Genomic DNA, 23,741 nt, shown 5'->3' on the forward strand with positions numbered 1-23,741 from the left:
CACGGGCTGGCCGCCGACGCGCTGGCTGGCGCGGTTCCGACCGGACCCGCTGCGCCGGCTGCACCTGGGACGCACCCGGGCGGGGGACGCCCAGGACCCCGACGCCGAGGTGGTGCGCTCGTCGCTGCCGCCCCCCGGTCCGGCCGAGGAGGCGCGGGCCCGCGGAGCCGTGCGGACCTACGTCGACCAGGCCGCAGCCGGCGCTCCCGACCCCTGGGTGCTGCACGCGCGCTCGGCCCCCGACGTCGACGGGCTCGCGGACGCCCTGGACCACGCGGTCTCCGCCACACCGGTCCTCCCGGCCCGACACCCCCGCTGGTGGGGGGCGGTCGGGGCGCTCCAGTGGCTCCTGCTGGCCGTGCTCGTGGCGGGCGGGCTCTGGCTCGTCGCGCTCGGCGTGCTCGCCTACCTCCAGCTGCCGGCGCCGGAGCCGCCCGTCTGGGGCACGGTCCCCTGGCCGACGGTCGGGCTGCTGGGCGGCGCCGTCGCGGGTCTGCTCGTCGCGCTGGTCGCGCGGGTGGCGGTCGGTGTCGGGGCTCGGCGGCAGGCGGCGCGGGCGACGGCGCGGCTGCACGACGCGGTCGGTGTCGTCGCCGACCGGCGGGTCGTGGAGCCGGTCGGCGATGTCCTCGGCAGGATGGCGGTCTGCCACGCCGACGCGACGACCGCCGCGGCCGAGGCCGGGCGGCGCGCCCGGTCCCGCTGACGGACGTCGCCCGCATCGACGGGCGCACCGACGACCAGCCGTCCCCGGCGGCGAAGGAGGACCCGTGAGGCTGCACGTGCCCGTCCCGCTGCGCTGGGGGGACCTGGACGCCTACGGCCACGTCAACAACGTCGCGATGCTCCGGCTCCTCGAGGAGGCGCGGATCGCGGCCTTCTGGCGCCACCCCGGAACGGTCGAGGGCTCCGCCGACCTCGGCGTGCCGACGGCCGTCCTGGACGCGGGTCCGACGGCGTCGACGCACACCCTGGTCGCCCGCTCGGAGATCGAGTACCTCGTGCCGCTGCCGTACCGACGCGAGCCCGCCGTGGTCGAGATGTGGCTGGGCCACCTCGGCGGGGCGAGCATCGACGTCTGCTACGAGATCACCAGCGGCGAGGAGGAGCCGCGCCAGGTCTACGCGCGTGCCGTCACGACCCTCGTGCTCATCGATGCCGCGACCCAGCGGCCGCGCCGCCTGACGGACGACGAGCGGGCGGTCTGGGGCCGGTACCTGGGCGACCCTCCTGCTCTGCGGCGGCGCCCCGGGAGCTGAGGCGGCGCTGCGGGCGCAGCGGTACGGCGGGCACCGCCCCGCTCACCGCCGGGTCACCGCACGACACTCCCGCGGGCGGCCCGCCGCTCGGCCTCCTCCCGGATGCCCCGCTGCATCCCGCCGAAGACGACGCCGTGGAACGGCGTGACCGCCCACCAGTACAGGTGCCCGAGCAGGCCCTGGGGGTGGAAGGTGGCGAGCTGCGTCATGACGCACCGCTGTGCCCCGTCAGCCCCGTCGGCCCCGTCAGCCCCGCCCATCCCGTCCGCCCCGCCCTCCGCCGGCTCGACGCCCAGCTCGAGCCAGGCCAGGCCGGGCACCCGCATCTCCGCCCGGAGCCGGAGCAGCCGGCCCGCCTGCACCTCCTCGACGCGCCAGAAGTCCACCGCGTCGTCGACGAGCAGCCGCAGCGGGTCCCGCCGCCCGCGCCGCAGCCCCGGTCCGCCCCAGAAGCGGTCCAGCACCCCGCGCACGCGCCATGCCAGCGGCCAGGAGTACCAGCCGGACTCCCCGCCGATGCTCTCCAGCACCTGCCACAGCACGGCGGGCGGTGCGGCGACCTCGGTGCGCCGACGGTCCCGGTACAGCGAGCCGCCGGCCCAGTCGGGGTCGCTCGGCAGCGGGTCGCTCGGTGCGCCGGGCACCGACGCCGAGGACCAGCGCGTCACGACCTCCGCGTCCTGGATGCGCTGGAGCGCCAGGCGCACCGCCTCGTCGAAGGGGACCAGTCCCGCGGGCGGGTCGGGGACCCACCGGGCGATGTCGTGCTCCTGGCAGACGACCTCGTGCACGAGGGACTCCACCAGGGGCCGGGCGATCGAGGCGGGGACGGGCGTCACCAGCGAGACCCACAAGCTCGACAGGCGTGGGGAGAGGACGCCGACCCCCACGATGATGCGTCGACGCAGCCCCGCCACCGCGGCGTAGCGCTGCATCATGTCCCGGTACGTCAGGACCTCCGGCCCGCCGATGTCGAACGCGCGGCTCACCTCGGCGGGCATCGTCGCGCTGCCGACGAGGTAGCGCAGCACGTCGCGGATCGCGATCGGCTGGATGCGGTTGTCGACCCAGCGCGGCGTCGTCATCGCGGGCAGCCGCTCGGTGAGGTAGCGCATCATCTCGAACGACGCGGAACCCGAGCCGAGGATCACGGCGGCCCGCAGCACCGTCGTCGGCACCCCCGACGCGAGCAGGATGTCCTCGACCTCGCGGCGGGACTCCAGGTGCGGGGAGAGCCCCTCCTCCTCGGGGTGCAGGCCGCCGAGGTAGACGATCCGCTGCACCCCCGCGTCGCGGGCGGCGCGCGCGAAGGTCAGTGCCGCGAGCCGGTCCCGCCGCGCGAACCGCTGGCCCGTCCCGAGGGAGTGGATGAGGTAGTAGGCGACCTCGACGCCGTCGAGCGCTGCGCGGATCTCCTCCAGGCGGGTGGCGTCGGCGGCCGCCGTCTCGACGTCGTCGAACCACGGCCGGCCCCGCAGGCGGGCCGGGTTCCGGGCGACCGCCCGCACGCGGAAGCCCGCGGCGAGCAGCTCCGGGACCAGCCGGCCGCCGACGTAGCCGGTGACACCCGTGACCGCGACGAGGGCTCCCATCGCGCCAGACTAGGTGCGCGCCACCGCCCGACGTCGACCGGGACGGTGCGCGGTGGCGGGCGGGGGTCAGGGACCTCTCAGACGGTCAGGCGAGCAGCGCGAGGGTCGCGCGCTCCGCCGCGGCCCGGGTGCGGCGCCGGCCGATCGTCGAACCGCGCTCCCACAGGTCCACCAGCCGCGGGTCGATGTACGACGCCCGGCACACCGCGGGGGTGTTGCCGAGCTCGTCGGAGACCTCCTTCACCACCTGCGTGACCGCCCGGCGTCGGGCGCGCTCGCTCGACGGCGTCCCGGCGTCGGCGAGGCCCGCCGCGGCCAGCACGGTGGCGTGCCACGTGCGGAAGTCCTTCGGCCGCGCCTCGGGACCCAGCCGCTCCTTGACGTACTGCACGATGTCGGCCGTGGTCACGTCGTGCCACGCCCCTGCGTCGTCCTGCCAGGCGAGCAGCTCCTCGCTGTCGTCGTCGCGGTCGCGCAGTGCCCGGACGGGACCCAGGACGGCGCGGTCCTCCACCCGCGACTCCCGGACCTGACCGGACTTCGCGGGGTAGCAGAAGCTGACGCCGTCCTTGTGCAGCCGGACGTGGTCGCGGCGGACGGTCGCGAGGCCGTAGCTGCCGTTGTCCCGGGCGTAGGCCTCGCCCCCGGCACGGAAGTAGGCGTCGTCCAGGAGGCGGAAGGCGAGCGCCAGCACCTTCTCGCGCGGCATCCCGGGCAGCGCCAGGTGCTCGCGCACCGTGCGGCGGGCGGCCGGGAGGCGACGCGCGACCTGCACGACGTGCTCGTGCTTGCGGCGGTCCTGCCGCAGGCGCCACTGCGGGTGGTACAGGTACTGGCGGCGCCCGGCGTCGTCGGTGCCGAGCGCCTGGATGTGGCCGTTCTCCCACGGGCAGATCCACACGTCGGTCCACGCCGGAGGGATGACGAGCTCGGTGCAGCGCGCGATCGCGTCCGGGTCGGTGATCCGGACGCCGTGCTCGTCGAGGTAGACGACCCCGCGACCCTGCCTGCGGCGGGTCCAGCCGGGGCCGCCGGGGCGGGACCTGCGCAGCCGGGGCATGGCAGCAGTGTGCGGTCCGGCGCGGGCGCCGTCGCGGCGAACGACGACGACGCCGGCCGCGGCTCAGTCGTCCAGCGGCGTGCGGACCATGCCCTCCTGCGCCATGGTCGCCACGAGCGTGCCGTCCTGGCGGTAGACGCGGGCGGCGCCGAGACCGCGTCCGCCGTGCGCACTGGGGGTCGACTGCACGTACAGGAGCCACTCGTCGGCGCGGACCGGACGGTGCCACCACATCGCGTGGTCCAGGCTCGCCATGGACAGGCCGGGGCTCGCCCAGCTCAGCCCGTGCCGGCGCAGCACCGGCTCGAGCAGCACCTGGTCGCACGCGTAGGCCAGGAGCGCGCGGTGCAGCACCTGGTCGTCGGGCAGCGGCGCGCGGGCCTTCATCCAGACCAGCTGGTGACCGCTCGCCATCGGGCCGGGCTGCAGGTACAGGGCGTCCTCGACGTGCCGCAGGTCGAACGCCGCGGCCTGCGTCCAGAAGTCGGCCATGGGGTGGTCGATGCCGGCGAGCACCTGCAGGGCGCTGGGGACCTTGTCCGGGCCCGGCACCGACGGCGGCGGGGTGTCGGTGTGGTCCAGCCCCGGCTGGTCCACCTGGAACGACGTCGTCATCGACAGGATCGGCACGCCGTCCTGGAGCGCGTGCGTGCGGCGGGCGCTGAAGGAGCGGCCGTCGCGGAGGTTCTCGACGGCGAAGGTGATCGGCTTGGTCACGTCGCCGGGGCGCAGGAAGTACCCGTGCACGGAGTGGGGGAGCCGGTCCGGGTCCACGGTGCGCGCCGCCGCCAGGACGCACTGCGCGAGCACCTGCCCGCCGAACACCCGCCCGCCGGGCTTCGGCAGGCTGCCGCCGACGAACGTGCCGTCGTCGGCGGCCCGGAGGTCCAGGACGTCCAGGACCCGCTGCAGGGCGCGCTCGGGCGACTCCGGCGTCCGGGCGAGGCGGTGGTCGGTCGTCATCGGGCTCCCTCGTCGAAGGTGTTGACCATGGCGTGGGCGGCGCGCTCCAGGTAGTCCCACAGGGTCGCGTGCGGCAGGGGCGCCAGGTGCAGCTCACCGAGCGCCGTGCGCATGTGCTGCAACCAGCGGTCCCGCGCGGCCGGGCTCACCGGGTAGGGCGCGTGGCGCATCCGCAGGCGCGGGTGGCCGCGCTGGTCGGAGTACGTCGTCGGCCCGCCCCAGTACTGCTCGAGGAACGTCCGCAGGCGGTCCTCCGCCGGGCCGAGGTCCTCCTCCGGGTACATGGGTCGCAGGAGGTCGTCCGTCGCCACGAGCTCGTAGAACCGGGCCACGAGGCGGCGGAAGGTCGGCTCGCCGCCCACGAGCTCGTAGAAGCTGTCGGCGGGTGCGGCGCGGCCCTCGCGCCCGGAGTGGGCGGTCGGCGCCGGTGCCCCCGCCGCGGGGCTCGGCTCGGTGACGCGGAGCGGGAGCGGTTCACGGTCGGGCACGGCCCCATCCTCTCCCACGCAGGACTAGTGTGGTCGCGGCGGGGGAACCAGGACGTGCCGACGGGAGGCGACCTCGATGACCAAGGCCGAGCAGATCCTCGCGGCGCTCGGCGGGGACGGCAACGTCGTCGACCTCGAGCCGTGCATCACCCGGCTGCGCGTGGAGCTCAAGGACCCGGCACTGGTCGACGAGCCGGCGCTGCGGGAGTCCGGGGCGTTCGGCGTCGTGCGGTCCGGGCGGATCGTGCAGGTCGTCGTCGGGCCCGAGGCGGACACGCTCGCCGCGGACATCGACAGCCTGCGCTGACGGCACTCCGGACCGGCCCGGACCAGTCAGCCCTCGCCGGCGTCGTCCTTCGCGGGGGTGGTCGCAGCGGGCGCCGCACGCTCGACGAGCATCTGGCGGGGCAGGGCGAGCCCGACACCCTCCTCGACGAACAGCTCGCGGACCCGGGCCCGCACCTCGCGCTGGATCGCCCACTGCTTCGCGGGCGCGACCTTGAGCGTCATCCGCACCATCACCGACTCCGCGGAGAGGGACTCGTAGCCCGTCACCTCGGGCTCGCCGAGCACCTCGGCCGGACGCGTCGCCGCCACCTCCTGCGCGGCCCGGGTGAGCAGCGCGGCGGCGTGCTCCACGTCGGCGTCGGGCGGCACGGTGACCTCCACCAGCGCCTTGGACCAGCCCTGCGTCATGTTGCCGACGCGCAGGATCTCGCCGTTGCGCACGTACCAGAGCGTGCCGCTGAGGTCGCGGACCTGCGTCACGCGCAGCCCCACCGCCTCGACCGTGCCGATCGCCTCACCGAGGTCCACGACGTCCCCGACGCCGTACTGGTCCTCGACGAGCATGAAGATCCCGGCCAGGAAGTCCTTGACGAGCGTCTGGGCGCCGAAGCCCAGGGCCACGCCGACCACGCCGGCCGACGCGAGCAGCGGGCCCAGGTTCCAGTCGTTGATCTCCGCGAGCGCCGTGACGACCAGGATCGTCACCACGATGCCTGCGACCGAGCGCAGGACCGAGCCCATCGTCTCGGCCCGCTGCACCCGGCGGGCGACCGCCAGCGGGTCGGAGTCCTCCCCGGGCACGGGCACCTTCGTCTTCATGAGCAGCCGGCGCGTGTGCGACCGCACCCGCGCGCCGCCGTCGATCACGGACCGCACCGCCCGGGCAATGGTCCACCGCAGGGCGGCGAGCAGGAGGACCCCGACGAGGACGGCCACCAGGCTCTGCAGCGGGGCGCCGAGGACCCAGGTCAGGAGCTGGTCGCCCTCCTCCCGGATGTCCTCCAGTCCGGGGGACGGGCTCGGGTCGGGCTCGACGAAGATCGGTCGCACGACGCCAGGTTAACGAGAGGTTCCGTCCTCACCCGGACGGAGGCCGTCCCGCGGGGCGGACCCTCACGACCTCCTCACACCCGGCGACGGCGCGCGGCGCGAGCGGCCGGTCCCGAGGGCCGCGCTCTGGCAGGATCGTCGCGTGCCTGAGAACCACGACGCCTCGCCCCTGCCGACGCCGCTCCTGGAGCTGGCGGCCCGCCACGGGGTCGTCCCCGACTTCTGGGGGTTCGACGGTCAGCACCGGTTCGTCTCCGAGAAGACCATGGTCGCCGTCCTCGCCGCGCTGGGTGTCGACGCCTCGACGCCCGAGCGGGTCGGCCTCGCGCTGGAGAACGCCGACGACGACCCGTGGCGGCGGGTCCTGCCGCCCGTCGTCGTGGTGCGGGCGGGCAGCCCCACGGAGGTGCCAGCCCACGTCGCGGACGGCCAGCCGGTGACCGTCCGCGTCGAGCTGGAGGACGGCGCGGGGCACCGCGAGCTGGTGCAGTCCGACGCGTACGTGGCGCCGCGCACGGTGGACGGCCGCGTCGTGGGCCGCGCCACCTTCGTGGTCCCGGCGGACCTCCCGCTCGGCTGGCACGACCTCGTGGCCCAGTCGCCCGACGGCACCGGCCGCTCCACGCTCGTCGTCGTGCCGGACCGTCTGGAGCTCGGCCACGGGCTGGCGGAGCGTCGCGGCTGGGGCCTCATGACCCAGCTGTACTCCGTGCGGTCGGAGCGCTCGTGGGGGCTCGGCGACCTCGCCGACCTGCGGGAGATGGGCTGGATGGCCGGCCGCCGGTGCGGGGCGGACTTCCTGCTCATCAACCCGCTGCACGCCGCCGAGCCCGGCTCGCGCATGACGCCGTCGCCGTACCTCCCGGTGACCCGGCGCTTCGTGAACCCGGTCTACCTGCGCGTCGAGGACATCCCCGAGACGGCGTACCTGCCCGTGGCGGAGCGCTCGCTCGTCGAGTGGCAGGCCGAGGTCGCGCGTCCGTTGAGCGACGACGGCCCGATCGACCGCGACACCGTGTGGGGCGCGAAGAAGGTGGCGCTCGAGGTCGTGCACGCCGCCCCCCGGTCGGCCGCCCGGCAGGCGGCGTTCGAGCAGTACAAGGAGCTCGAGGGCCAGGGGCTGGAGGACTTCGCGACCTGGTGCGCCCTGGCCGAGCACTTCGAGGGCCGCACGTGGCCCGCCGCGGCCGACGACCGCGGGTCGGAGCTCGTCAAGGGGCTGCGGGAGAAGCTCGCGGACCGGATCCAGTTCCACTGCTGGCTCCAGTGGGTCGCGGACGAGCAGCTCGCCGATGCCCAGCGCGCCGCGGTCGAGGGCGGCATGCGGATCGGGATCATGCACGACCTCGCGGTCGGCGTGCACCCGGAGGGTGCCGACGCCTGGGCCATGCGGGACGTCCTGGCCCAGGGCGTCTCGGTCGGTGCGCCGCCGGACATGTACAACCAGCAGGGCCAGGACTGGTCGCAGCCGCCGTGGCGTCCCGACGGCCTCGCCCGCGCCGCGTACCGGCCCTACCGGGACATGCTCCGGACGATCCTGCGGCACGCCGGCGCGATCCGCATCGACCACGTGCTGGGCCTGTTCCGGCTGTGGTGGATCCCCTCCGGCGCCGGGGCCCAGGACGGGGCGTACGTCCGCTACGACCACGAGGCCCTCATCGGCATCCTCTGCCTGGAGGCCCAGCGCGCGGGCGCCGTCGTGATCGGCGAGGACCTGGGGGTGTTCGAGCCGTGGGTGCGGACCTACCTCACGGAGCGGGGCATCCTCGGGACCTCGGTGCTGTGGTTCGAGTACGAGGGCGACCGGCTCATGGCGCCCGAGAAGTACCGGCCCCTCGCCCTGGCGACGGTGACCACGCACGACCTGCCCCCGACCGCGGGGTACCTGGCGGGGGAGCACGTCGACCTGCGGGACCGGCTGGGTCTGCTCACCGAGCCGGTCGAGGTGGTCCGACGGGCCGCAGCCCAGGAGCGGCAGCAGATGGTCGACGTCCTGACGTCGCGGGGTCTCGTCGGAGCGGACCCGTCGGAGCGGGAGCTGGTCGAGGCGCTGCACCGGCTCGTGCTGGCCTCGCCCTCGGTGCTGGTCGGCGTCTCGCTGGCCGACGCGGTGGGGGAGCGACGGGCCCAGAACCAGCCGGGGACGGACACCGAGTACCCCAACTGGAAGGTCCCGCTGGCGGACTCCGCGCAGCGGCTGGTCACGGTCGACGACCTGTTCGACAACCCGCGGCTGCGCTCGCTCGTGGTCGCGGTCAACGACGCCATCGCGCACGAGGTCGTCCCCGCGACCTGAGCCCCACGCGCACCGGGCACGACGAGGCCCCCGGAGCCACGCTCCGGGGGCCTCGTCGTGCGTCCCCGCGGACGGCGGCGCTCCTGACCGGTGCCGCCGTCCGGGGGTCGCGTCAGCCGGTCAGCGGGCCCGGTCGCGCTCCTGCGCGGCCAGCGCGCGGCGCACCCCGTCCCGGGACTCCACCACGAGCCGGCGCAGGGCCGGGTGGCGGTCGCCGGCCTGGTCGAGCCAGGCGTCCGTGCGGCCGAGGACGTCCACGTCCGTGCCCGCCAGCAGCGAGGGGTAGAGCCCGACGACGACGTTCTGGGCGATCTCGTTCGTCCGCGACGTCCAGACCTCCTCGATCGCGTCGAAGTAGCGGTCGACGTACGGCTCGAGCAGCGCGCGGTCGTGCACGCGCCCGAAGCCCGCGATCGTCGACGTCTGCAGGGCGTTGGCCAGGTCCCCCCGCTCGACGACGGCGTCCCACGCCGCCGCCTTCGCCTCGGGCGTCGGCAGGGCGGCCCGCGCCGCGGCGGCGGCGCGCTCGCCCGTGGCCGTGGCGTCGGAGGCGAGCTGCTCGGCGATGCGCGCCTCGTCGGCGCGGCCGCCGGCCGCGAGCGAGGTGAGCAGCTCCCAGCGCAGGTCCGTGTCGATGCTCAGGCCACCGAGCGCCGTCGTCCCGTCCACGAGACCGAGGACCCGGTCGAGCTGCTCGGCCGTCGTCGCCCGGGCGGCGAACGCCTTCGCGAGCTGCAGCTGCAGGTCGCTGCCCTCCGCCGCGCCCGACGCCAGCTCCCACAGCCGTTCGGCCGCCGCTGCCGCGGCCTCCGCCCGGTGCTCGGGGGCCACGTAGAGGTCGAGCGTCATGGTGAGCTGGCGCAGGAGCACGAGCACCACCGAGGAGTCGGTCTCGTGGGCGATGTTGGCCAGGACGAGGTCCACGAAGTCCCGCGCGGCGAGCTCGCCGTCCCGGGTCATGTCCCACGCCGCCGCCCACACGAGGGTGCGCGGCAGGGAGCTGGTGAAGGCGTGCAGGTGCTCGGTCGCGGCGGCGAGGGACTGCTCGTCCAGGCGCACCTTGGCGTAGGCCAGGTCGTCGTCGTTGACGAGCAGCAGCGCCGGACGCTCCTGCCCGACCAGCTCCGGGACCTCGGTGCGCGCGCCGTCGACGTCGAGCTCGACCCGGAGCGTGCGCTCGAGCTGGACGCTGCCGTCCGGCTGCTCCACCAGGTCGTACCCGCCGACGGCGAGGCGGTGGGGGCGCAGGTGGGGGTGGTCCGCCGGCGCCTCCTGGGTGATCGCGAAGGCCGTGATCACGCCGTCCTCGTCGGTCTCCACGGCCGGCCGCAGGAGGGTCACGCCGGCCTGCTGGAGCCACTGCTGCGACCACGTCCCGAGGTCACGCCCGCTCGTGGCCTCGAGCTCGGTGAGCAGGTCGGCCAGCTCGGTGTTGCCCCACGCGTGACGCTGGAAGTAGGCGCGCACGCCGGCGAAGAACTGCTCCTCCCCGACCCACGCCACGAGCTGCCGGAGGACCGAGGCCCCCTTGGCGTACGTGATGCCGTCGAAGTTGACCTCCACGTCCTCGAGGTCACGGATGTCCGCGACGATGGGGTGCGTGGACGGCAGCTGGTCCTGGCGGTAGGCCCACGACTTCTCCAGCGAGGCGAACGTGGTCCAGGCCTGGCGCCACTGCGTGGCCTCGGCGGTGGCGAGGGTGGAGGCGTACTCCGCGAAGGACTCGTTGAGCCACAGGTCGTCCCACCAGCGCATGGTCACGAGGTCGCCGAACCACATGTGGGCGAGCTCGTGCAGGATCGTCACGGCGCGGCGCTCGACGGTCGCCTCCGGCACCTTGGAGCGGAAGACGTAGTTCTCCAGGAAGGTGACGGCGCCGGCGTTCTCCATCGCGCCCGCGTTGAACTCCGGCACGAAGATCTGGTCGTACTTCGCGAACGGGTAGGCCAGCGCGAAGCGCTCCTCGTAGAACGCGAACCCGGCGCGCGTGATGTCCAGGATGTTGTCGGCGTCCAGGTACTGGGCCAGCGACGCGCGGCACAGGACGCCCAGCGGGATCTCGCGGCCGTCCGCGCTCGTCAGCGAGCCGTCGACCCGGTGGTACGGACCGGCGACCACGGCGGTGACGTAGCTGGACAGGCGAGGGGTGGGGGCGAACTCCCAGCGGGCGGCCGGAGCGCCGTCGGGCAGCGGCACGGGCTCCGGGGTCGGGGAGTTGGAGACGACCGTCCAGTGCGCGGGGGCCGTGACCGTGAAGGCGAAGGTCGCCTTGAGGTCCGGCTGCTCGAACACCGCGAAGACGCGCCGGGAGTCGGCGACCTCGAACTGGGAGTAGAGGTACACCTCCTGGTCGACGGGGTCGACGAAGCGGTGCAGGCCCTCGCCGGTGTTCATGTAGGCGCAGTCGGCCACGACGCGGAGCTCGTTCTCCGCCTCCAGGCCGTCCAGGGCGATCCGGGAGTCGGCGACGACGGCGGCCACGTCCAGGGACCGGCCGTTGAGCACGACCTCGTGCACGGTCGGGGCGATGAGGTCCAGGAAGGTCGCTGCGCCCGGGGTGGCGGCGAAGCGGACGACCGTGGTCGAGGCGAACGTCTCCGGACCGGTCGTGAGGTCCAGGGCGATGTCGTAGGAGTGCACGTCGACGAGCGCGGCGCGCTCGCGGGCCTCGGCACGGGTCAGGTTCTCAGCGGGCACAGCAGGTGCTCCTCGGGTCAGGGGTGTGACGTCCGGGGAATCCTCCCACGCAGGTCCGGGGCGCACCGGGGGTCGGCCGCGGGGAATGCGGACGGCCGTGTGCCGTTGATCCTGGTGGACCCGACGCACGACCGGCACCGGCACCGGCCGGCACCCACCGGCACCCGGGCACCCACCCGGCACCCACCGACACCGAGGAGAACGATGACCACCACGGCTGACGCCCCCACGCAGGAGACCGCCCCCGACGGCGAGCGCGCCGTGCGCGCCGACTTCTGGTTCGACCCCATGTGCCCGTGGGCCTGGATGACGTCGCGGTGGATGACGGAGGTCGCGGAGCACCGCCCCGTCGACCTGCACTGGCACGTCATGAGCCTCTCGGTGCTCAACGAGGGCCGGGACCTCCCGGACGGCTACCGGCAGCTCATGGACCAGGCCTGGCGACCCGTCCGGGTGATCACCGCGGCACGGCTCGCCCACGGCGAGGACGTCGTCAAGCCGCTGTACGACGCGATCGGCACGCGGCTGCACCCGGGGGGGCGCAAGGACGACCTCCGCGCCGTGCTCGCCGAGTCCCTCGCGGAGGTGGGGCTGCCGGCAGAGCTGCTCGACGCCGCGGACGACGACGCCCACGACGAGGAGCTCCGGGCGTCGCACCAGCGGGCCATCGACCTCGTCGGTGACGAGGTGGGCACGCCCGTCGTCGCCGTCGAGGGCGTCGCGTACTTCGGGCCGGTCGTGACCCCCGCCCCCCGGGGCGAGGATGCGCTGCGCCTGTGGGACGGGCTCGTGCTCATGACCCAGGTGCCCGGCTTCTACGAGCTCAAGCGGACCCGGACCCAGGGACCCGTGCTCGACTGACGGGCCGTCCCAGCGCCCCCCGAGGCGCTGCTCGAGGACGTCGACGACGCCGCCACCGGCTGACCGGTGGCGGCGTCGTCCGTTCTGCGCCGAATCGTCCCCACCTGCGCCCCCACCTGGCCGAGCGCCCCTGAGAGGTGCCGTCGGACCTCTTGCGCTGTCACCCGGACGGACCTACCGTTGCAACCCTTCCAGGTTGTTGCGGGAGGTTTTTCATCCCGTTGCATTGCGCTCCATCCGAGGCCGTCGCACCGATGCGGCGGCTGTCCGTCACCGGGTCATCGACGACCCGGCCGACCCGAATGGACCGAACACACATGAGGGACACGTCCCCCCTCCGGCGCGCGGGGGCGCGCCGGGCGCCACGGGCTCGCCGCTCGCTGGCAGCACTCCTCAGCGCAGCCATGGCCACGACTGCGCTCGCGGCCGGGCTGACGGCGGCGCCGCTGGCCGCCGAGCCGGCCGTCGCCGCCACGCCGGCGAGCAAGAGCGTGACCGCGGTCATGTTCCAGTGGCCGTGGACCGCGATCGCGCGCGAGTGCACGAACAACCTGGGCCCGGCGGGCTACGGCTACGTACAGACGTCGCCGCCGCAGGAGCACGTGCAGGGCACGCAGTGGTGGACCAACTACCAGCCCGTGTCCTACAAGATCGAGAGCCGCTTCGGCACGCGTGCGCAGTTCGCGTCGATGGTGCAGACCTGCAAGAACGCCGGCGTCCAGGTGATCGCGGACGTCGTCATCAACCACATGTCCGGTCAGAGCGCCGGCGGCACGGGGTGGGCCGGGACGGTCTTCCAGCACTACAGCTACCCGGGCACCTACGGGTCGCAGGACTTCCACGACTGCCGGCGTGACATCACGAACTACGGCAACGCGTGGGAGGTCCAGAACTGCAACCTGGTCAACCTGGCGGACCTCAAGACCGAGTCCGACTACGTGCGCGGGCGGATCGCCGCGTACATGAACGACCTGATCTCGCTCGGCGTCACCGGCTTCCGCGTCGACGCGGCCAAGCACATCCCCGCCGCGGACATCGCCAACATCAAGAGCCGCCTGACGAACCCGAACGTCTACATGGTGCAGGAGGTCATCGGCGCTGCCAGCGAGCCGATCAAGGACACGGACTACACGTACATCTCCGACGTCCACGAGTTCGACTACGCCCGGGAGCTCAAGCGCGTCTTCAACGGCGGCCAGCTGTCCTGGCTGAGCAACTTCGGCGAGGCGTGGGGCCTCATGCCGTCGGGCAGCGCGGGGGTGTTCGTCGACAACCACGACACCGAGCGCAACGGCGAGACGCTGAACCAGACCTACGCGTCGACCTACACCCTCGCCAACGTCTTCATGCTGGCCTGGCCCTACGGCAGCCCGAGCGTCCACTCCGGCTACTCCTTCACCAACAAGGACGCGGGCCCTCCCGGCGCCGGCACGGGCACGGTCCCGGCGCCCACGTGCTACAGCAACGGCTGGCGGTGCCAGCACGACTGGCGCGAGATCGAGAACATGGTCGGCTTCCGCAACGCCACCGCCGGCGCCGCCGTCGGCAACTGGTGGACCAACGGGAACAACCAGATCGCCTTCGGCCGTGGCGCCAAGGGCTACGTCGTCATCAACCGTGAGGGCGCCGCGCTGAGCCGCACCTTCCAGACGTCGCTGCCCGCGGGCACGTACTGCGACGTCGCGCAGGGCCTGCCCACGAGCACCGGGTGCTCCGGCCGCAGCATCACCGTCAACGCGTCCGGGCAGTTCACGGCCACCGTGAACGCCAACACCCCGCTCGCGCTGCACGTCAACGCCAAGGCGGGCGCCAGCACGACGACGCCGACGACGCAGACGACGATCTCCTTCGGCGTCAACGCCACCACCGTGTACGGGCAGAACGTCCGGGTCGTCGGGAACCACCCGTCGCTCGGGTCGTGGAACGCCGCGGCCGGCGTGCCGCTGTCCTCCGCCGCCTACCCGGTGTGGCGTGCCGGCGTCGCGTTCCCCGCCGGGACGCGCGTCGAGTACAAGTACGTCAAGGTCGACGGCAGCGGCAACGTCGTCTGGGAGAGCGGGGTGAACCGGGTGGCCACCGCGCCCTCGACCGGGACGCTGACGCTCAACGACGCCTGGCGCAACTAGGGCGTGTCTCCAAAGATGGGCGTGGGGTTGCGGCGATGCTGATCGGGTGAGTCGTGCAGCGGAGCTCAGTGATGCCCAGTGGGCGCGGATCGCGCCGATGATGCCGCAGGTCAAGGGCCGTTCGCGGCCGTACCGCGATCACCGGCAGGTGGTCGAGGGCATCGTGTTCCGGTTCCGGACGGGGTGCGCGTGGCGGGACGTGCCCGAGCGGTACGGGCCGTGGCAGACGCTGTGGAAGCGCCACACCCGGTTCTCCCGGGACGGCACCTGGGACAAGATCTTCACGGTGCTGCTGGCCCAGGCCGACGCCGCCGGGGAGATCGACTGGGCGGTCAGCATCGACTCCACGATCAACCGCGCTCATCAGCACGCGACGACCCTGCCCAGGGCCACAGGGGGACCTGGCGAATCACACGAATCTGCGCACGGAGCCGGCTGACCACGCGATCGGCCGCTCCCGCGGCGGACTGTCCACCAAGATCCACCACGCCGTGGACGGCAAGGGCCGACCGCTCGCAGTGCTCATCGGGCCAGGTCAAGGCGGTGACGCCCCGATGTGCCTACCGGTGCTGGACACCATCCGGGTCCCGCGTCTGGGCCCGGGCCGGCCCCGCACCCGGCCCGACGCGGTCCTGGCGGACAAGGCGTACTCCTCCCGGGCGATCCGAGCCGAGCTGCGCCGCCGCGGCATCGTCTCGGTCATCCCCGAGCCCCGCGACCAGCAGGGCCACCGCAAGCGCCGCGGCTCCGCCGGTGGGCGCCCGGTCACCTACGACACCGACCGATACAAGGGCCGCAACGTCGTCGAACGCGCCTTCTGCCTGCTCAAGCAGTGGCGCGGCCTGGCCACCCGCTACGACAAGCACGCCATCACCTACCGCGGCGCCGTCGTCCTCGCCGCCATCATCACCTGGCTCCGAACATAGGAGACACGCCCTAGCCGGGGTCCCCTGAACGGCGGGGGGTGGGCGTGACCTGGAGCGCACCGCCCACCCCTCGCCCCCCGCCCACGCCTCGTGGGCTCCCACGGCCGGACGGTTCTCCCAACGTCCGGCCGTGGTGCTGCCCGGCCCCGTCCGGCGGTGGCGCTCCCGAGCCTCGACCGGCCGCTACCGTGCTGCCGTGAGCGACGACGCGACCACCGTCCCTGCCCGCGCCCGGTACGACGTCGTCGTCGTGGGCGGGGGGCACAACGGCCTGACCGCGGCCGCCTACCTGGCGCAGGCGGGCCGCTCGGTCCTCCTGCTCGAGGCGGCAGACCACCTGGGGGGAGCGACGCAGTCCGCGCGGGTGTTCCCCGGTGTGGACGCGCGGCTGTCCCGCTACTCCTACCTCGTCTCCCTCCTGCCGGCCGCGGTGCGCGACGAGCTCGGCCTGCGCCTGGAGCTGCGGCGGCGCCGGTTCTCCTCCTACACCCCGCTGCCGTCGGACCCGGCCCGGGGTCTGCTCGTCGACAACGCCGACGACGCCGCCACGCGCCGCTCGTTCGAGGCGGTCGGGGCCGGCGCGGACGTCGCCGCCTGGCACGCCTTCGGTGCCCGGACGGCCGCGCTCGCGCGCGCGCTCTTCGGCACGGTCACGGAGCCGCTGCCCACGGCCGAGGAGGTGCGCGCCCGCCTCGGGGCGGCGTGGTGGACCGACCTCGTCGAGCGGCCCCTCGGGGAGCTGGTCGAGCGGACGTTCGCCTCGGACCTCGTCCGGGGCGTCGTCCTGACCGACGCGCTGATCGGCACGTTCGCCGGCGCCCACGACGCCTCCCTGGTCCAGAACCGGTGCTTCCTCTACCACGTCATCGGCGGCGGCACGGGCGACTGGGACGTGCCGGTGGGCGGGATGGGCGCGGTGGCCGCGGAGCTCGAGGCCGCCTGCGGCCGTGCCGGCGTGGAGGTGCTGACGTCGGCGCGCGTCACCGCCGTCACGACGTCGTCGGCCGCCGCGGAGGTGACGTGGCAGGACGACGACGGGCGCGAGCGCGCGGTCGCCGCGGACCACGTGCTGGCGGGGTGCAGCCCTCGCGACCTGGACCATCTGCGCGGACGGGTCCCCGAGCAGGAGCCCGAGGGGGCCCAGCTCAAGGTGAACATGCTGCTGACGCGCCTGCCGCGGCTGCGGGACACCGCCGTCGACCCGGCTGCCGCCTTCGCCGGCACCTTCCACGTCAACGAGGGCTACGCCCAGCTGCAGCGGGCGTACGAGGAGGCAGCGGCGGGGCGCGTGCCGACCGTCCCGCCGTCGGAGATCTACTGCCACTCGCTGACGGACGCGTCGATCCTGGGCCCGGAGGTCCGCGCGCGGGGGTGGCACACGCTGACGCTCTTCGGGCTGCACATGCCGGCCCGGCTCTTCCACGTCGACCCGGAGGGGGCGCGGGCCCAGGCGCTCGCGGCGACCCTCCGCTCCCTCGACGGCGTCCTGGCCGAGCCGGTCGAGGACTGCCTGGCCACGGACGCCGACGGCCGCCCGTGCCTGGAGGCCCGGACGCCGGTCGACCTGGAGACCGACGTGGGCCTGCCGGGCGGGCACATCTTCCACCGCGACCTGTCCTGGCCGTGGCTCTCCCCGGGGCACGCCGACGCCGCGTCCCTGGACCCGGCCGCCCGGTGGGGCGTGGCGACGGACGACGCGCGGATCCTGCTCTGCGGGGCCGGCGCGGTGCGCGGCGGCGGGGTCAGCGGCATCCCGGGCCGGTCGGCCGCGATGGCCCTGCTCGGGCGCTGAGGACTGGCCCGGCACGTCGGGGTGACCCCTCCGCGCGCCACGGGCGACGTGGCCGGGCGCGGTGCGGGCGTGGCATGCTGCCGGAGGCATTCACCCGAACGGACCAACAGGAGCCGCCATGTCCACGACGACCGCCGCCCGGCCCGCGCGCCGGCTCGGGCCGGGTCTGACGGCCTTCCTCGTCGTCGACGTCCTCCTCGTCCTCGCGTTCCTCGTGGTCCTCGGCACGACGCTCGCCGGCCGGGACGCCGGGGCGGCCCCGGAAGGTCCCGCTGCCGCGCCGGCCGCACCGGAGCCGGAGACCACGCCCGAGGAGTCGCCCGGCGAGGACTCGCAGGAGGTGGGCGAGGTCCGCGCGTTCGTGCTGCCCAGCGGCAACATCCACTGCGCGATGGACGAGGGCTCCGCGACCTGCACGATCCTCGCGTTCAGCTACGAGCGGCCGGCGCCCCCGGAGGGCTGCGCCGGGCAGGCCGGGAACGTGCTCACCGTCGACGCGGCCGGCACCGCCGGGTTCGCCTGCCAGGAGGGCGAGCCTGCCGCGGCTGCCGAGGGCACCCCGGTGCTGGAGTACGGGGAGCAGACGACTGTCGGCGCGATGACGTGCGCCAGCTCCACGAATGGGGTGCTGTGCCGCCACAACGAGAGCGGCGCGGGCTTCTCCGTCGCGCGGGCGGGGTACCTCTTCTTCTGACCGACGGCGCTCCGCCGCGGCCGGCTGGGGTCGACACGTGCCGTGCCGACCCCACCGGGCCTCGCCCATCAGGTGAAGCTCACCACGCGCCCGTCATCAGGTGCCGTCGATCAGGTGCCGCTCACCAGATCCGGACGCGCTCCTGCGGCGGGAGGTAGAGCGCGTCACCGGGCTGCACGTCGTACGCCTCGTGGAACTCGTCGAGGTTGCGGACGATCCCGTTGCACCGGAACTCGTTGGGCGAGTGCGGGTCCGTCGCCAGGCGGCGGATCATCTCCTCGTCGCGGCCCTTGGACTGCCACACCTGGGCCCAGCCGAGCAGCACCCGCTGCACACCGGTGAGGCCGTCGACGACGGGTGCGTCCGCGAGCGGCGTCCCCAGCGCGATCCGGTACGCCTTCAGCCCGATGGACAGCCCGCCGAGGTCCCCGATGTTCTCCCCGATCGTCAGGGCACCGTTGACGCGGTGGGAGTCGTCGAGCTGGGCGGGGGAGAAGGCGCCGTACTGCTCGACGAGGGCGGCCGTCCGCTTCTCGAACTCGGTGCGGTCCTCCTCGGTCCACCAGTCCTCCAGGCGGCCGATGCCGTCGTACTTGGAGCCCTGGTCGTCGAAGCCGTGGCCGATCTCGTGGCCGATGACCGCACCGATGCCGCCGTAGTTGACGGCGTCGTCGGCCTCCGGGTCGAAGAACGGCGGCTGGAGGATCGCCGCCGGGAAGACGATCTCGTTCATCCCGGGGTTGTAGTACGCGTTGACGGTCTGCGGCGTCATGAACCACTCGTCGCGGTCGACCGGTCGGCCGATCTTCCGCAGCTCGCGGTCCTGCTCGTAGGCGGAGGAGCGGCGCACGTTGCCGACCAGGTCCGTCGGGTCGACGACGAGGCCCTCGTAGGACCGCCAGCGGTCGGGGTAGCCGATCTTCGGGGTGAACGCCTCGAGCTTCTCCAGCGCCCGCTCCCGGGTCGCGGGGCCCATCCAGTCCAGCTGCGTGATCGACTCGCGGTAGGCGGCGACGAGGTTCGCGACGAGCTCGACCATCCGCGCCTTGTGGCTCGGGGGGAAGTGACGCTCGACGTAGACCTGGCCCACCGCCTCCCCGAGCGCCGCCTCGACGAGCGAGACCCCGCGCTTCCAGCGGTCGCGCAGCCGCTCCGTGCCGGTGAGGACCGTGCCGTAGAAGTCGAAGTTGGCCTGCACGACGGCCTCGGGCAGGTACGGGGCGCGTGCGGAGACGAGGTGGAAGCGGAGCCACGCCTGCCACTGCTCGACGGGTGCCTCCTGCCACAGCCGCGCCAGCCCGGCGGCGAAGTCGGGCTGCCGGACCACGAGGTCCGACATCGTCGCGACGTCCGTCCCGAGCGCGGACACCCAGGCCGACCAGTCGAGGCCGGGTGCCGCCTGCGTCAGCTCGGCGAGCGTCGTCGGGTTGTAGGTGAGGTCCGCGTCCCGGTTCCGCACGACGTCCCAGTGGTGGCCGGCCAGACGCGTCTCCAGGTCCACGACCAGCTCGGCCTGGTGCCGGGCCCGGTCCTCGTCCAGGCCGGTGAGGCCCAGCATGCGCGCGACGTGCGGGAGGTACTGCTCGCGGACCGCGGCGTACGCCTCCTCGCGGTAGTAGGACTCGTCGGGCAGGCCGAGCCCGGACTGGTGCAGGTAGACGACGTAGCGCTCCGGGTCCTTCGCGTCGTTGTCCACCCAGAACGCGACGGCGCCCGCGCCGCCGGTGCGCTGCAGCTGCCCGAGGACGTGCGTGAGGGCGGCCGTGTCCTGCGCCGCGTCGATGGCGGCGAGCTCCTCGGCGATCGGGTCCAGCCCGAGCGACTCGATCCGCTCGGTGTCCATGAAGCTCGCGTAGAGGGCGCCCACCTGCTGCGCAGGTCGCCGACGGCGCCGCGGCGCCGTCGGCGACCTGCGCGCCCAGCTCCTCGATGATCGTCCGGACGCGCTCCTCGGCCTGGTCGTGCAGGGCCCGGAAGGCGCCGTCCATCGCCCGGTCCGCGGGGATCTCGTGGGACTCGAGCCACCGGCCGTTGACGTGCCGGTACAGGTCGTCCTGGGGACGGACGGCCGGGTCGAGCGCGGCCAGGTCGATGCCGCTGCGGCGGGTCTCGGGAGTCGTCATGGCGCCCAGGCTAGGTCAGGTGGCCGACACCGGGTGCCCCGGCGGTGCCCGGCCCCCGGCCGGGACCGCACGGGGGCACCGAGCGGCTGCCCGCGCTGGCAGGATGGCGCCATGCGCATCCACATCGCCGCCGACCACGCCGGGTTCGACCTCAAGCAGGCCCTCGTGGAGCACCTGCGCGACCAGGGCCACGACGTCGTGGACCACGGTGCCCACGAGGACGACCCGCTCGACGACTACCCGCCCATGTGCGTGGCCGCCGGACGCGCGGTCGTGGCGGAGCCGGGAAGCCTCGGCATCGTGCTCGGCGGCTCGGGCAACGGCGAGCAGATCGCCGCCAACAAGGTCGCCGGCGTGCGGGCCGTGCTCGCCTGGAACGAGGACACCGCTCGCCTGGGCCGGGCGCACAACGACGCGAACGTCATCGCGATCGGCGCGCGTCAGCACCCCCGCGCCGAGGCCGTCGCGATGGTCGAGGCGTTCCTGGCCGAGCCGTTCAGCGGCGACGCCCGGCACCAGCGCCGGATCGACCTGCTCGCGGCGCACGAGCGCGGCGAGGACATCACCGGCCGCTGACGGGCCGTCCTCAGAACACCCAGCTGCACCCCGGCCGCACCGGCCAGCCGAACGCTGTGGCGGCCCGTGCCAGCGCCTCCGGACGCTCGGCGGCGACAAGGCCGGCGGTCGCGAGGGAGGCGAGCGAGGAGCCGCCGAGGTAGGCGGCGCCGAGCTCGCGCACGTCCAGCACCAGGTCGGGCGAGCCGTCCGCGGGCGTCACGACGGCGCCGTCGGGCCCGCCCTCCAGCCGCCACCGGCGGGCGTTCGCCGGCACGAGGTCGTCCCTGACCTCCAGGACGACGTCGACCTCCGCGGCGTACCGCCGCGCGGCCAGCGCGGCCGGGACGTCGAGCAGGCGCACCCACACGTTGTCGGCGAGCCGCGGCTCCGCGGCGCGCAGGTCCACGAGCAGGTGCAGCAGCGGGTCGTCCTCGAGCACCCACGCCTCGGTCGTCGCCATGAGGTCCAGGTCCAGGAGCACGCCCCAGAGCGCACGGGCCGCGGCCGCGTCCTCGGTGACGACGTCGCGCACCCGCACCGTGCCGCGGGGGCCCGCCGGCTCCCAGGACGACTTGCGCCGGAAGAGCGCGTACCCGACCGCCCGCCCGTCGCGCTCGGCGACCGCGATCCGCAGCGCCTCGGCGCCGTCCCGGAACGCCGACGGGTCGTCGAGGTACGCGGCCCGCAGCTCCGGCGTCTCCCGGGTGGCCCAGCCGGGACGGTCCACGGCCCCGTGCAGCGCCCGCACGACGTCGTCGTGATGCTCCTGGAGCCGCTCGAGCCGGACCCGCACCGCGTCGGCACCCGGCACCGACCGCAGCGCGGCCCCGCGGGGCACCGTGAGGCGGACGTCGTGCGCGGCCATGCCGTAGCCGAACCGGCCGTAGATCGCGGGCTCGGCCGCGAACAGGGAGGAGACCGCCTCGCCCCGGGCCAGGCTGCGGCGGACGTGGTCGTGGATCATCGCCCGCAGCAGGCCGCGTCGCCGGTGCGCCGGGTGGACCCCCACCCAGGTCAGCCCAGCGACCGGGACACGCGCACCGGGCACCGGGTACTGCGTGAAGGGGTACGACGCGTGCATGGCGACCAGCTCGCCGTCGTCGGTCTCGACGCCGCGCGCCCGTTCCCACGTCAGCGGCGAGGGCAGGGCCGCGAGGACGTCGTCGTCGACGGTCGCCGGGAAGGCCCAGACGTCCAGGGCGATGACGTCCGCGTGCCGGGAGGGGTCGAGGTCGACGGGGCGGTAGCCCGCGGGGAGGTCGGTCATGGCGCCCATGCTCGCGGCCACGGCACCGGTGCGCACGGTCTTTGCCCGACCTGCGCGCCGGCGACGCGCAGGGCCGCTGCGGCGGCGCGCGGCGACGCCCACGTCGGCGACGGTGGGCAGGTGCTGCTCCGGGGTCGCCGGCTCGATACAGTCGCGCACGTGACGACCACCCACCACGCCGGCGGATCGTCCGCCGGCCGTCGGCGGCGCGACGAGCGCGGGGTGCGACGACGACGCGCCCGTCGGCGCGCCGGGGCGGTGCGTCAGGTCCGCTGGGGCCGCCTGACGCGGCGGCACACGATGATGGGCCGGCAGATCGGCGGGACGGTCGGCCTCGTCCTCCTGACCGCCTTCGCCGCCGTCGGCATGGTGCTCTCCCCGGACTGGGTGCCGGCGTCCACGATGCTCTTCATCCTGCTGCTCGGGGTCTTCATGCTCCGCTTCGTCGGTATGGCGCTGCTGTGCGCGACCGTGTTCGGTGCCCTCGCCGTCCTGTCGGGCTCCGGCGTCCGCCCCGTCCCGCCCGGGGTCTTCATGGTCGTGGCGCTGGGTGCCGTGGCCGGCCTCGTCTTCGTCCGGAGCCGCTCCCGCCTCGGGCTCCAGGGGGCGGCGAGCGACCTCATGCTCGTCGACCTGCGCGACCGGCTCGTCGCCCACGGCCGGATCCCCGCGCTGCCGGACGGCTGGCGCGTGGACAGCGTCGTGCGGTCCGCTAACGCCGAGGCGTTCTCGGGCGACTTCGTGGTCGCGGCCCGGTCCCAGCACGGCCAGATGCTGGAGATCGTCCTGGTCGACGTCTCGGGCAAGGGGCAGGAGGCCGGGGTGCGCTCGCTGCTGCTCTCCGGTGCGTTCGGGGGGCTGCTCGGGGCCATGCCCCGGGAGGCGTTCCTGCCGGCCGCCAACAACTACCTGCTGGACCAGAACTGGCCCGAGGGGTTCGCGACCGCGATCCACATCGCCGTCCGGCTGAGCACCGGGGAGTTCTGGGTCTCGACCGCGGGACACCCGCCGGCCGTCCAGCTCCACGCCGGCTCGGGCCGGATCCAGCGGCTGGACACCACGGGCGGACCGGCCCTGGGGGTCGTCGTGGCACCGCTGTTCGCCGTCCACACCGGCGTGCTGCAGCACGGTGACACCGTGATGCTCTACACCGACGGGCTGATCGAGACCCCGGGGGCCGACGTCGAGCTCGGCATCGACCGGCTCATGGGGGCGGCCGAGCGGTTCGTCAGCACGCGCAGCGGCGGCGCGGACGCGGTCCTGGCGGGTGTCCGGGCCGGCGAGGGCGACGACCGCGGCCTCATCCTCATCCACCGCGACTGACGCCGTGGACGAGGAGTACCTCGAGGCCGTGCTCGACCTCGTGGACGCGATCCCTCCCGGTCGGGTGATGACGTACGGCTCGATCGCCGAGGAGGTCCGCGACGCGCTCGGGCGCGGGGGACCGCGCCAGGTCGGCACCGTGCTGTCCCGGGCCGGGTCGGGCGTGCCCTGGTGGCGGGTCGTCAACGCGTCCGGGCTCCCGCCCGCGTTCAAGCGCACGCACGCGCTGGCCGTCCTGCGGTCCGAGGGCTGCCCGCTGAGCGACGACGGCGCCCGCGTGCGGCTGCGCGCCGCCCTGTGGTGGCCGGAGGCCTAGACCGCGCTGCTGCTGCAGGCCAGGCCAGGCCCGGCCCGGGCCGGCCGGACCCGGCCAGGCCC

17 protein-coding genes and 3 pseudogenes are annotated in these 23,741 nt (G+C 74.5%); 12 read left to right on the plus strand and 8 right to left on the minus strand.

Annotated elements, in window-relative coordinates; translation table 11 throughout:
* A pseudogene (locus tag N866_RS21280) lies at window positions 1-706 on the plus strand (GTP-binding protein HSR1); the annotation flags it as partial.
* 64 nt (window positions 707-770) lie between these two features.
* Window positions 771-1,259: an acyl-CoA thioesterase gene (locus N866_RS04160; RefSeq protein WP_034223066.1), complete on the plus strand. Its 489-nt coding sequence runs from the start codon at window positions 771-773 to the stop codon at window positions 1,257-1,259.
* Between the two features lie 53 nt (window positions 1,260-1,312).
* Here N866_RS04160 and N866_RS04165 read toward each other — a convergent pair whose 3' ends face one another.
* The 4 genes from N866_RS04165 to N866_RS04180 form a co-directional block, all read right to left on the minus strand.
* Window positions 1,313-2,851 carry an SDR family oxidoreductase gene (locus N866_RS04165; RefSeq protein WP_034223069.1) on the minus strand — a complete coding sequence of 513 codons (1,539 nt, stop codon included), beginning with the start codon at window positions 2,849-2,851 and terminating at the stop codon, window positions 1,313-1,315.
* Window positions 2,852-2,936: 85 nt separating this feature from the next.
* Complete coding sequence (locus tag N866_RS04170; protein ID WP_034223072.1) at window positions 2,937-3,911, minus strand: DNA topoisomerase IB; 975 nt, start codon at window positions 3,909-3,911, stop codon at window positions 2,937-2,939.
* Window positions 3,912-3,974: 63 nt separating this feature from the next.
* Window positions 3,975-4,874, minus strand: coding sequence for an acyl-CoA thioesterase (locus N866_RS04175; protein WP_052022365.1), 900 nt, complete (start codon window positions 4,872-4,874; stop codon window positions 3,975-3,977).
* Window positions 4,871-5,236 (minus strand): globin, encoded by a 366-nt coding sequence (locus N866_RS04180; protein WP_034223121.1) that lies wholly within the window; start codon window positions 5,234-5,236, stop codon window positions 4,871-4,873. The genes N866_RS04175 and N866_RS04180 overlap by 4 nt, the downstream gene beginning before the upstream one ends.
* Before the next feature lie 202 nt (window positions 5,237-5,438).
* Here N866_RS04180 and N866_RS04185 point away from each other — a divergent pair, with 202 nt between their 5' ends.
* Window positions 5,439-5,669 (plus strand): PTS sugar transporter subunit IIB, encoded by a 231-nt coding sequence (locus N866_RS04185; protein ID WP_034223075.1) that lies wholly within the window; start codon window positions 5,439-5,441, stop codon window positions 5,667-5,669.
* Between the two features lie 26 nt (window positions 5,670-5,695).
* On the opposite strand, the gene N866_RS04190 is transcribed toward N866_RS04185, so the two are convergent.
* Window positions 5,696-6,700 (minus strand): mechanosensitive ion channel family protein, encoded by a 1,005-nt coding sequence (locus N866_RS04190; protein ID WP_052022366.1) that lies wholly within the window; start codon window positions 6,698-6,700, stop codon window positions 5,696-5,698.
* A 142-nt stretch (window positions 6,701-6,842) separates the two neighbouring features.
* On the opposite strand from N866_RS04190, the gene malQ reads away from it, so the two are divergent.
* A complete protein-coding gene (malQ, locus tag N866_RS04195; protein WP_034223077.1) occupies window positions 6,843-8,996 on the plus strand; it encodes a 4-alpha-glucanotransferase in 2,154 nt (717 codons plus the stop codon).
* Window positions 8,997-9,116: 120 nt separating this feature from the next.
* On the opposite strand, the gene pepN is transcribed toward malQ, so the two are convergent.
* Complete coding sequence (gene pepN, locus N866_RS04200) at window positions 9,117-11,693, minus strand: aminopeptidase N (protein ID WP_034223080.1); 2,577 nt, start codon at window positions 11,691-11,693, stop codon at window positions 9,117-9,119.
* A gap of 204 nt (window positions 11,694-11,897) precedes the next feature.
* Here pepN and N866_RS04205 point away from each other — a divergent pair, with 204 nt between their 5' ends.
* The 5 genes and pseudogenes from N866_RS04205 to N866_RS04230 all read left to right on the plus strand — a co-directional run bounded on the left by N866_RS04205 (window position 11,898) and on the right by N866_RS04230 (window position 18,092).
* Window positions 11,898-12,554, plus strand: a complete 657-nt coding sequence (locus N866_RS04205) for a mycothiol-dependent nitroreductase Rv2466c family protein (RefSeq protein WP_081802311.1) — start codon at window positions 11,898-11,900, stop codon at window positions 12,552-12,554.
* Window positions 12,555-12,958: 404 nt separating this feature from the next.
* On the plus strand, window positions 12,959-14,680 hold the full coding sequence (locus N866_RS04210) for a carbohydrate-binding module family 20 domain-containing protein (RefSeq protein ID WP_034223083.1): 1,722 nt from the start codon (window positions 12,959-12,961) through the stop codon (window positions 14,678-14,680).
* A gap of 97 nt (window positions 14,681-14,777) precedes the next feature.
* Window positions 14,778-15,606, plus strand: a pseudogene (locus tag N866_RS04220) (IS5 family transposase).
* A 196-nt stretch (window positions 15,607-15,802) separates the two neighbouring features.
* Entirely contained in the window at window positions 15,803-17,398 is a 1,596-nt protein-coding gene (locus tag N866_RS04225; protein WP_034223130.1) for a phytoene desaturase family protein, read from the plus strand.
* 118 nt (window positions 17,399-17,516) lie between these two features.
* Complete coding sequence (locus tag N866_RS04230) at window positions 17,517-18,092, plus strand: hypothetical protein (RefSeq protein WP_052022367.1); 576 nt, start codon at window positions 17,517-17,519, stop codon at window positions 18,090-18,092.
* Window positions 18,093-18,213: 121 nt separating this feature from the next.
* Here the strand turns inward: N866_RS04230 and N866_RS04235 are convergent.
* Window positions 18,214-20,215 (minus strand): annotated as a pseudogene (locus N866_RS04235) (M13 family metallopeptidase).
* Between the two features lie 111 nt (window positions 20,216-20,326).
* Between N866_RS04235 and N866_RS04240 the strand changes: the two are divergent.
* Window positions 20,327-20,791 carry a ribose-5-phosphate isomerase gene (locus tag N866_RS04240; protein WP_034223094.1) on the plus strand — a complete coding sequence of 155 codons (465 nt, stop codon included), beginning with the start codon at window positions 20,327-20,329 and terminating at the stop codon, window positions 20,789-20,791.
* A 10-nt stretch (window positions 20,792-20,801) separates the two neighbouring features.
* Here the strand turns inward: N866_RS04240 and N866_RS04245 are convergent, their stop codons facing one another.
* Window positions 20,802-22,199 carry a GNAT family N-acetyltransferase gene (locus tag N866_RS04245; protein WP_342668384.1) on the minus strand — a complete coding sequence of 466 codons (1,398 nt, stop codon included), beginning with the start codon at window positions 22,197-22,199 and terminating at the stop codon, window positions 20,802-20,804.
* Between N866_RS04245 and N866_RS04250 the strand changes: the two genes are divergently transcribed.
* A complete protein-coding gene (locus N866_RS04250) occupies window positions 22,200-23,363 on the plus strand; it encodes a PP2C family protein-serine/threonine phosphatase (protein ID WP_034223096.1) in 1,164 nt (387 codons plus the stop codon). It begins immediately after the preceding gene.
* Between the two features lie 4 nt (window positions 23,364-23,367).
* The gene (locus N866_RS04255) at window positions 23,368-23,679 is read left to right on the plus strand and encodes an MGMT family protein (protein WP_034223099.1); all 312 of its coding nucleotides are present in this window, start codon (window positions 23,368-23,370) and stop codon (window positions 23,677-23,679) included.
* The last annotated feature ends 62 nt before the right edge of the window (window positions 23,680-23,741 follow it).

This window comes from Actinotalea ferrariae CF5-4, from assembly GCF_000603945.1.
GTDB lineage: Bacteria > Actinomycetota > Actinomycetes > Actinomycetales > Cellulomonadaceae > Actinotalea > Actinotalea ferrariae.

Coding starts and splice junctions, on each gene's coding strand:
- N866_RS04165 (WP_034223069.1), bottom strand. CDS start 2,851: ATGGGAGCCCTCGTCGCGGTCACGGGTGTCACCGGCTACGTCGGCGGC.
- N866_RS04170 (WP_034223072.1), bottom strand. CDS start 3,911: ATGCCCCGGCTGCGCAGGTCCCGCCCCGGCGGCCCCGGCTGGACCCGC.
- N866_RS04175 (WP_052022365.1), bottom strand. CDS start 4,874: ATGACGACCGACCACCGCCTCGCCCGGACGCCGGAGTCGCCCGAGCGC.
- N866_RS04185 (WP_034223075.1), top strand. CDS start 5,439: ATGACCAAGGCCGAGCAGATCCTCGCGGCGCTCGGCGGGGACGGCAAC.
- N866_RS04205 (WP_081802311.1), top strand. CDS start 11,898: ATGACCACCACGGCTGACGCCCCCACGCAGGAGACCGCCCCCGACGGC.
- N866_RS04210 (WP_034223083.1), top strand. CDS start 12,959: ATGGCCACGACTGCGCTCGCGGCCGGGCTGACGGCGGCGCCGCTGGCC.
- N866_RS04230 (WP_052022367.1), top strand. CDS start 17,517: ATGTCCACGACGACCGCCGCCCGGCCCGCGCGCCGGCTCGGGCCGGGT.
- N866_RS04240 (WP_034223094.1), top strand. CDS start 20,327: ATGCGCATCCACATCGCCGCCGACCACGCCGGGTTCGACCTCAAGCAG.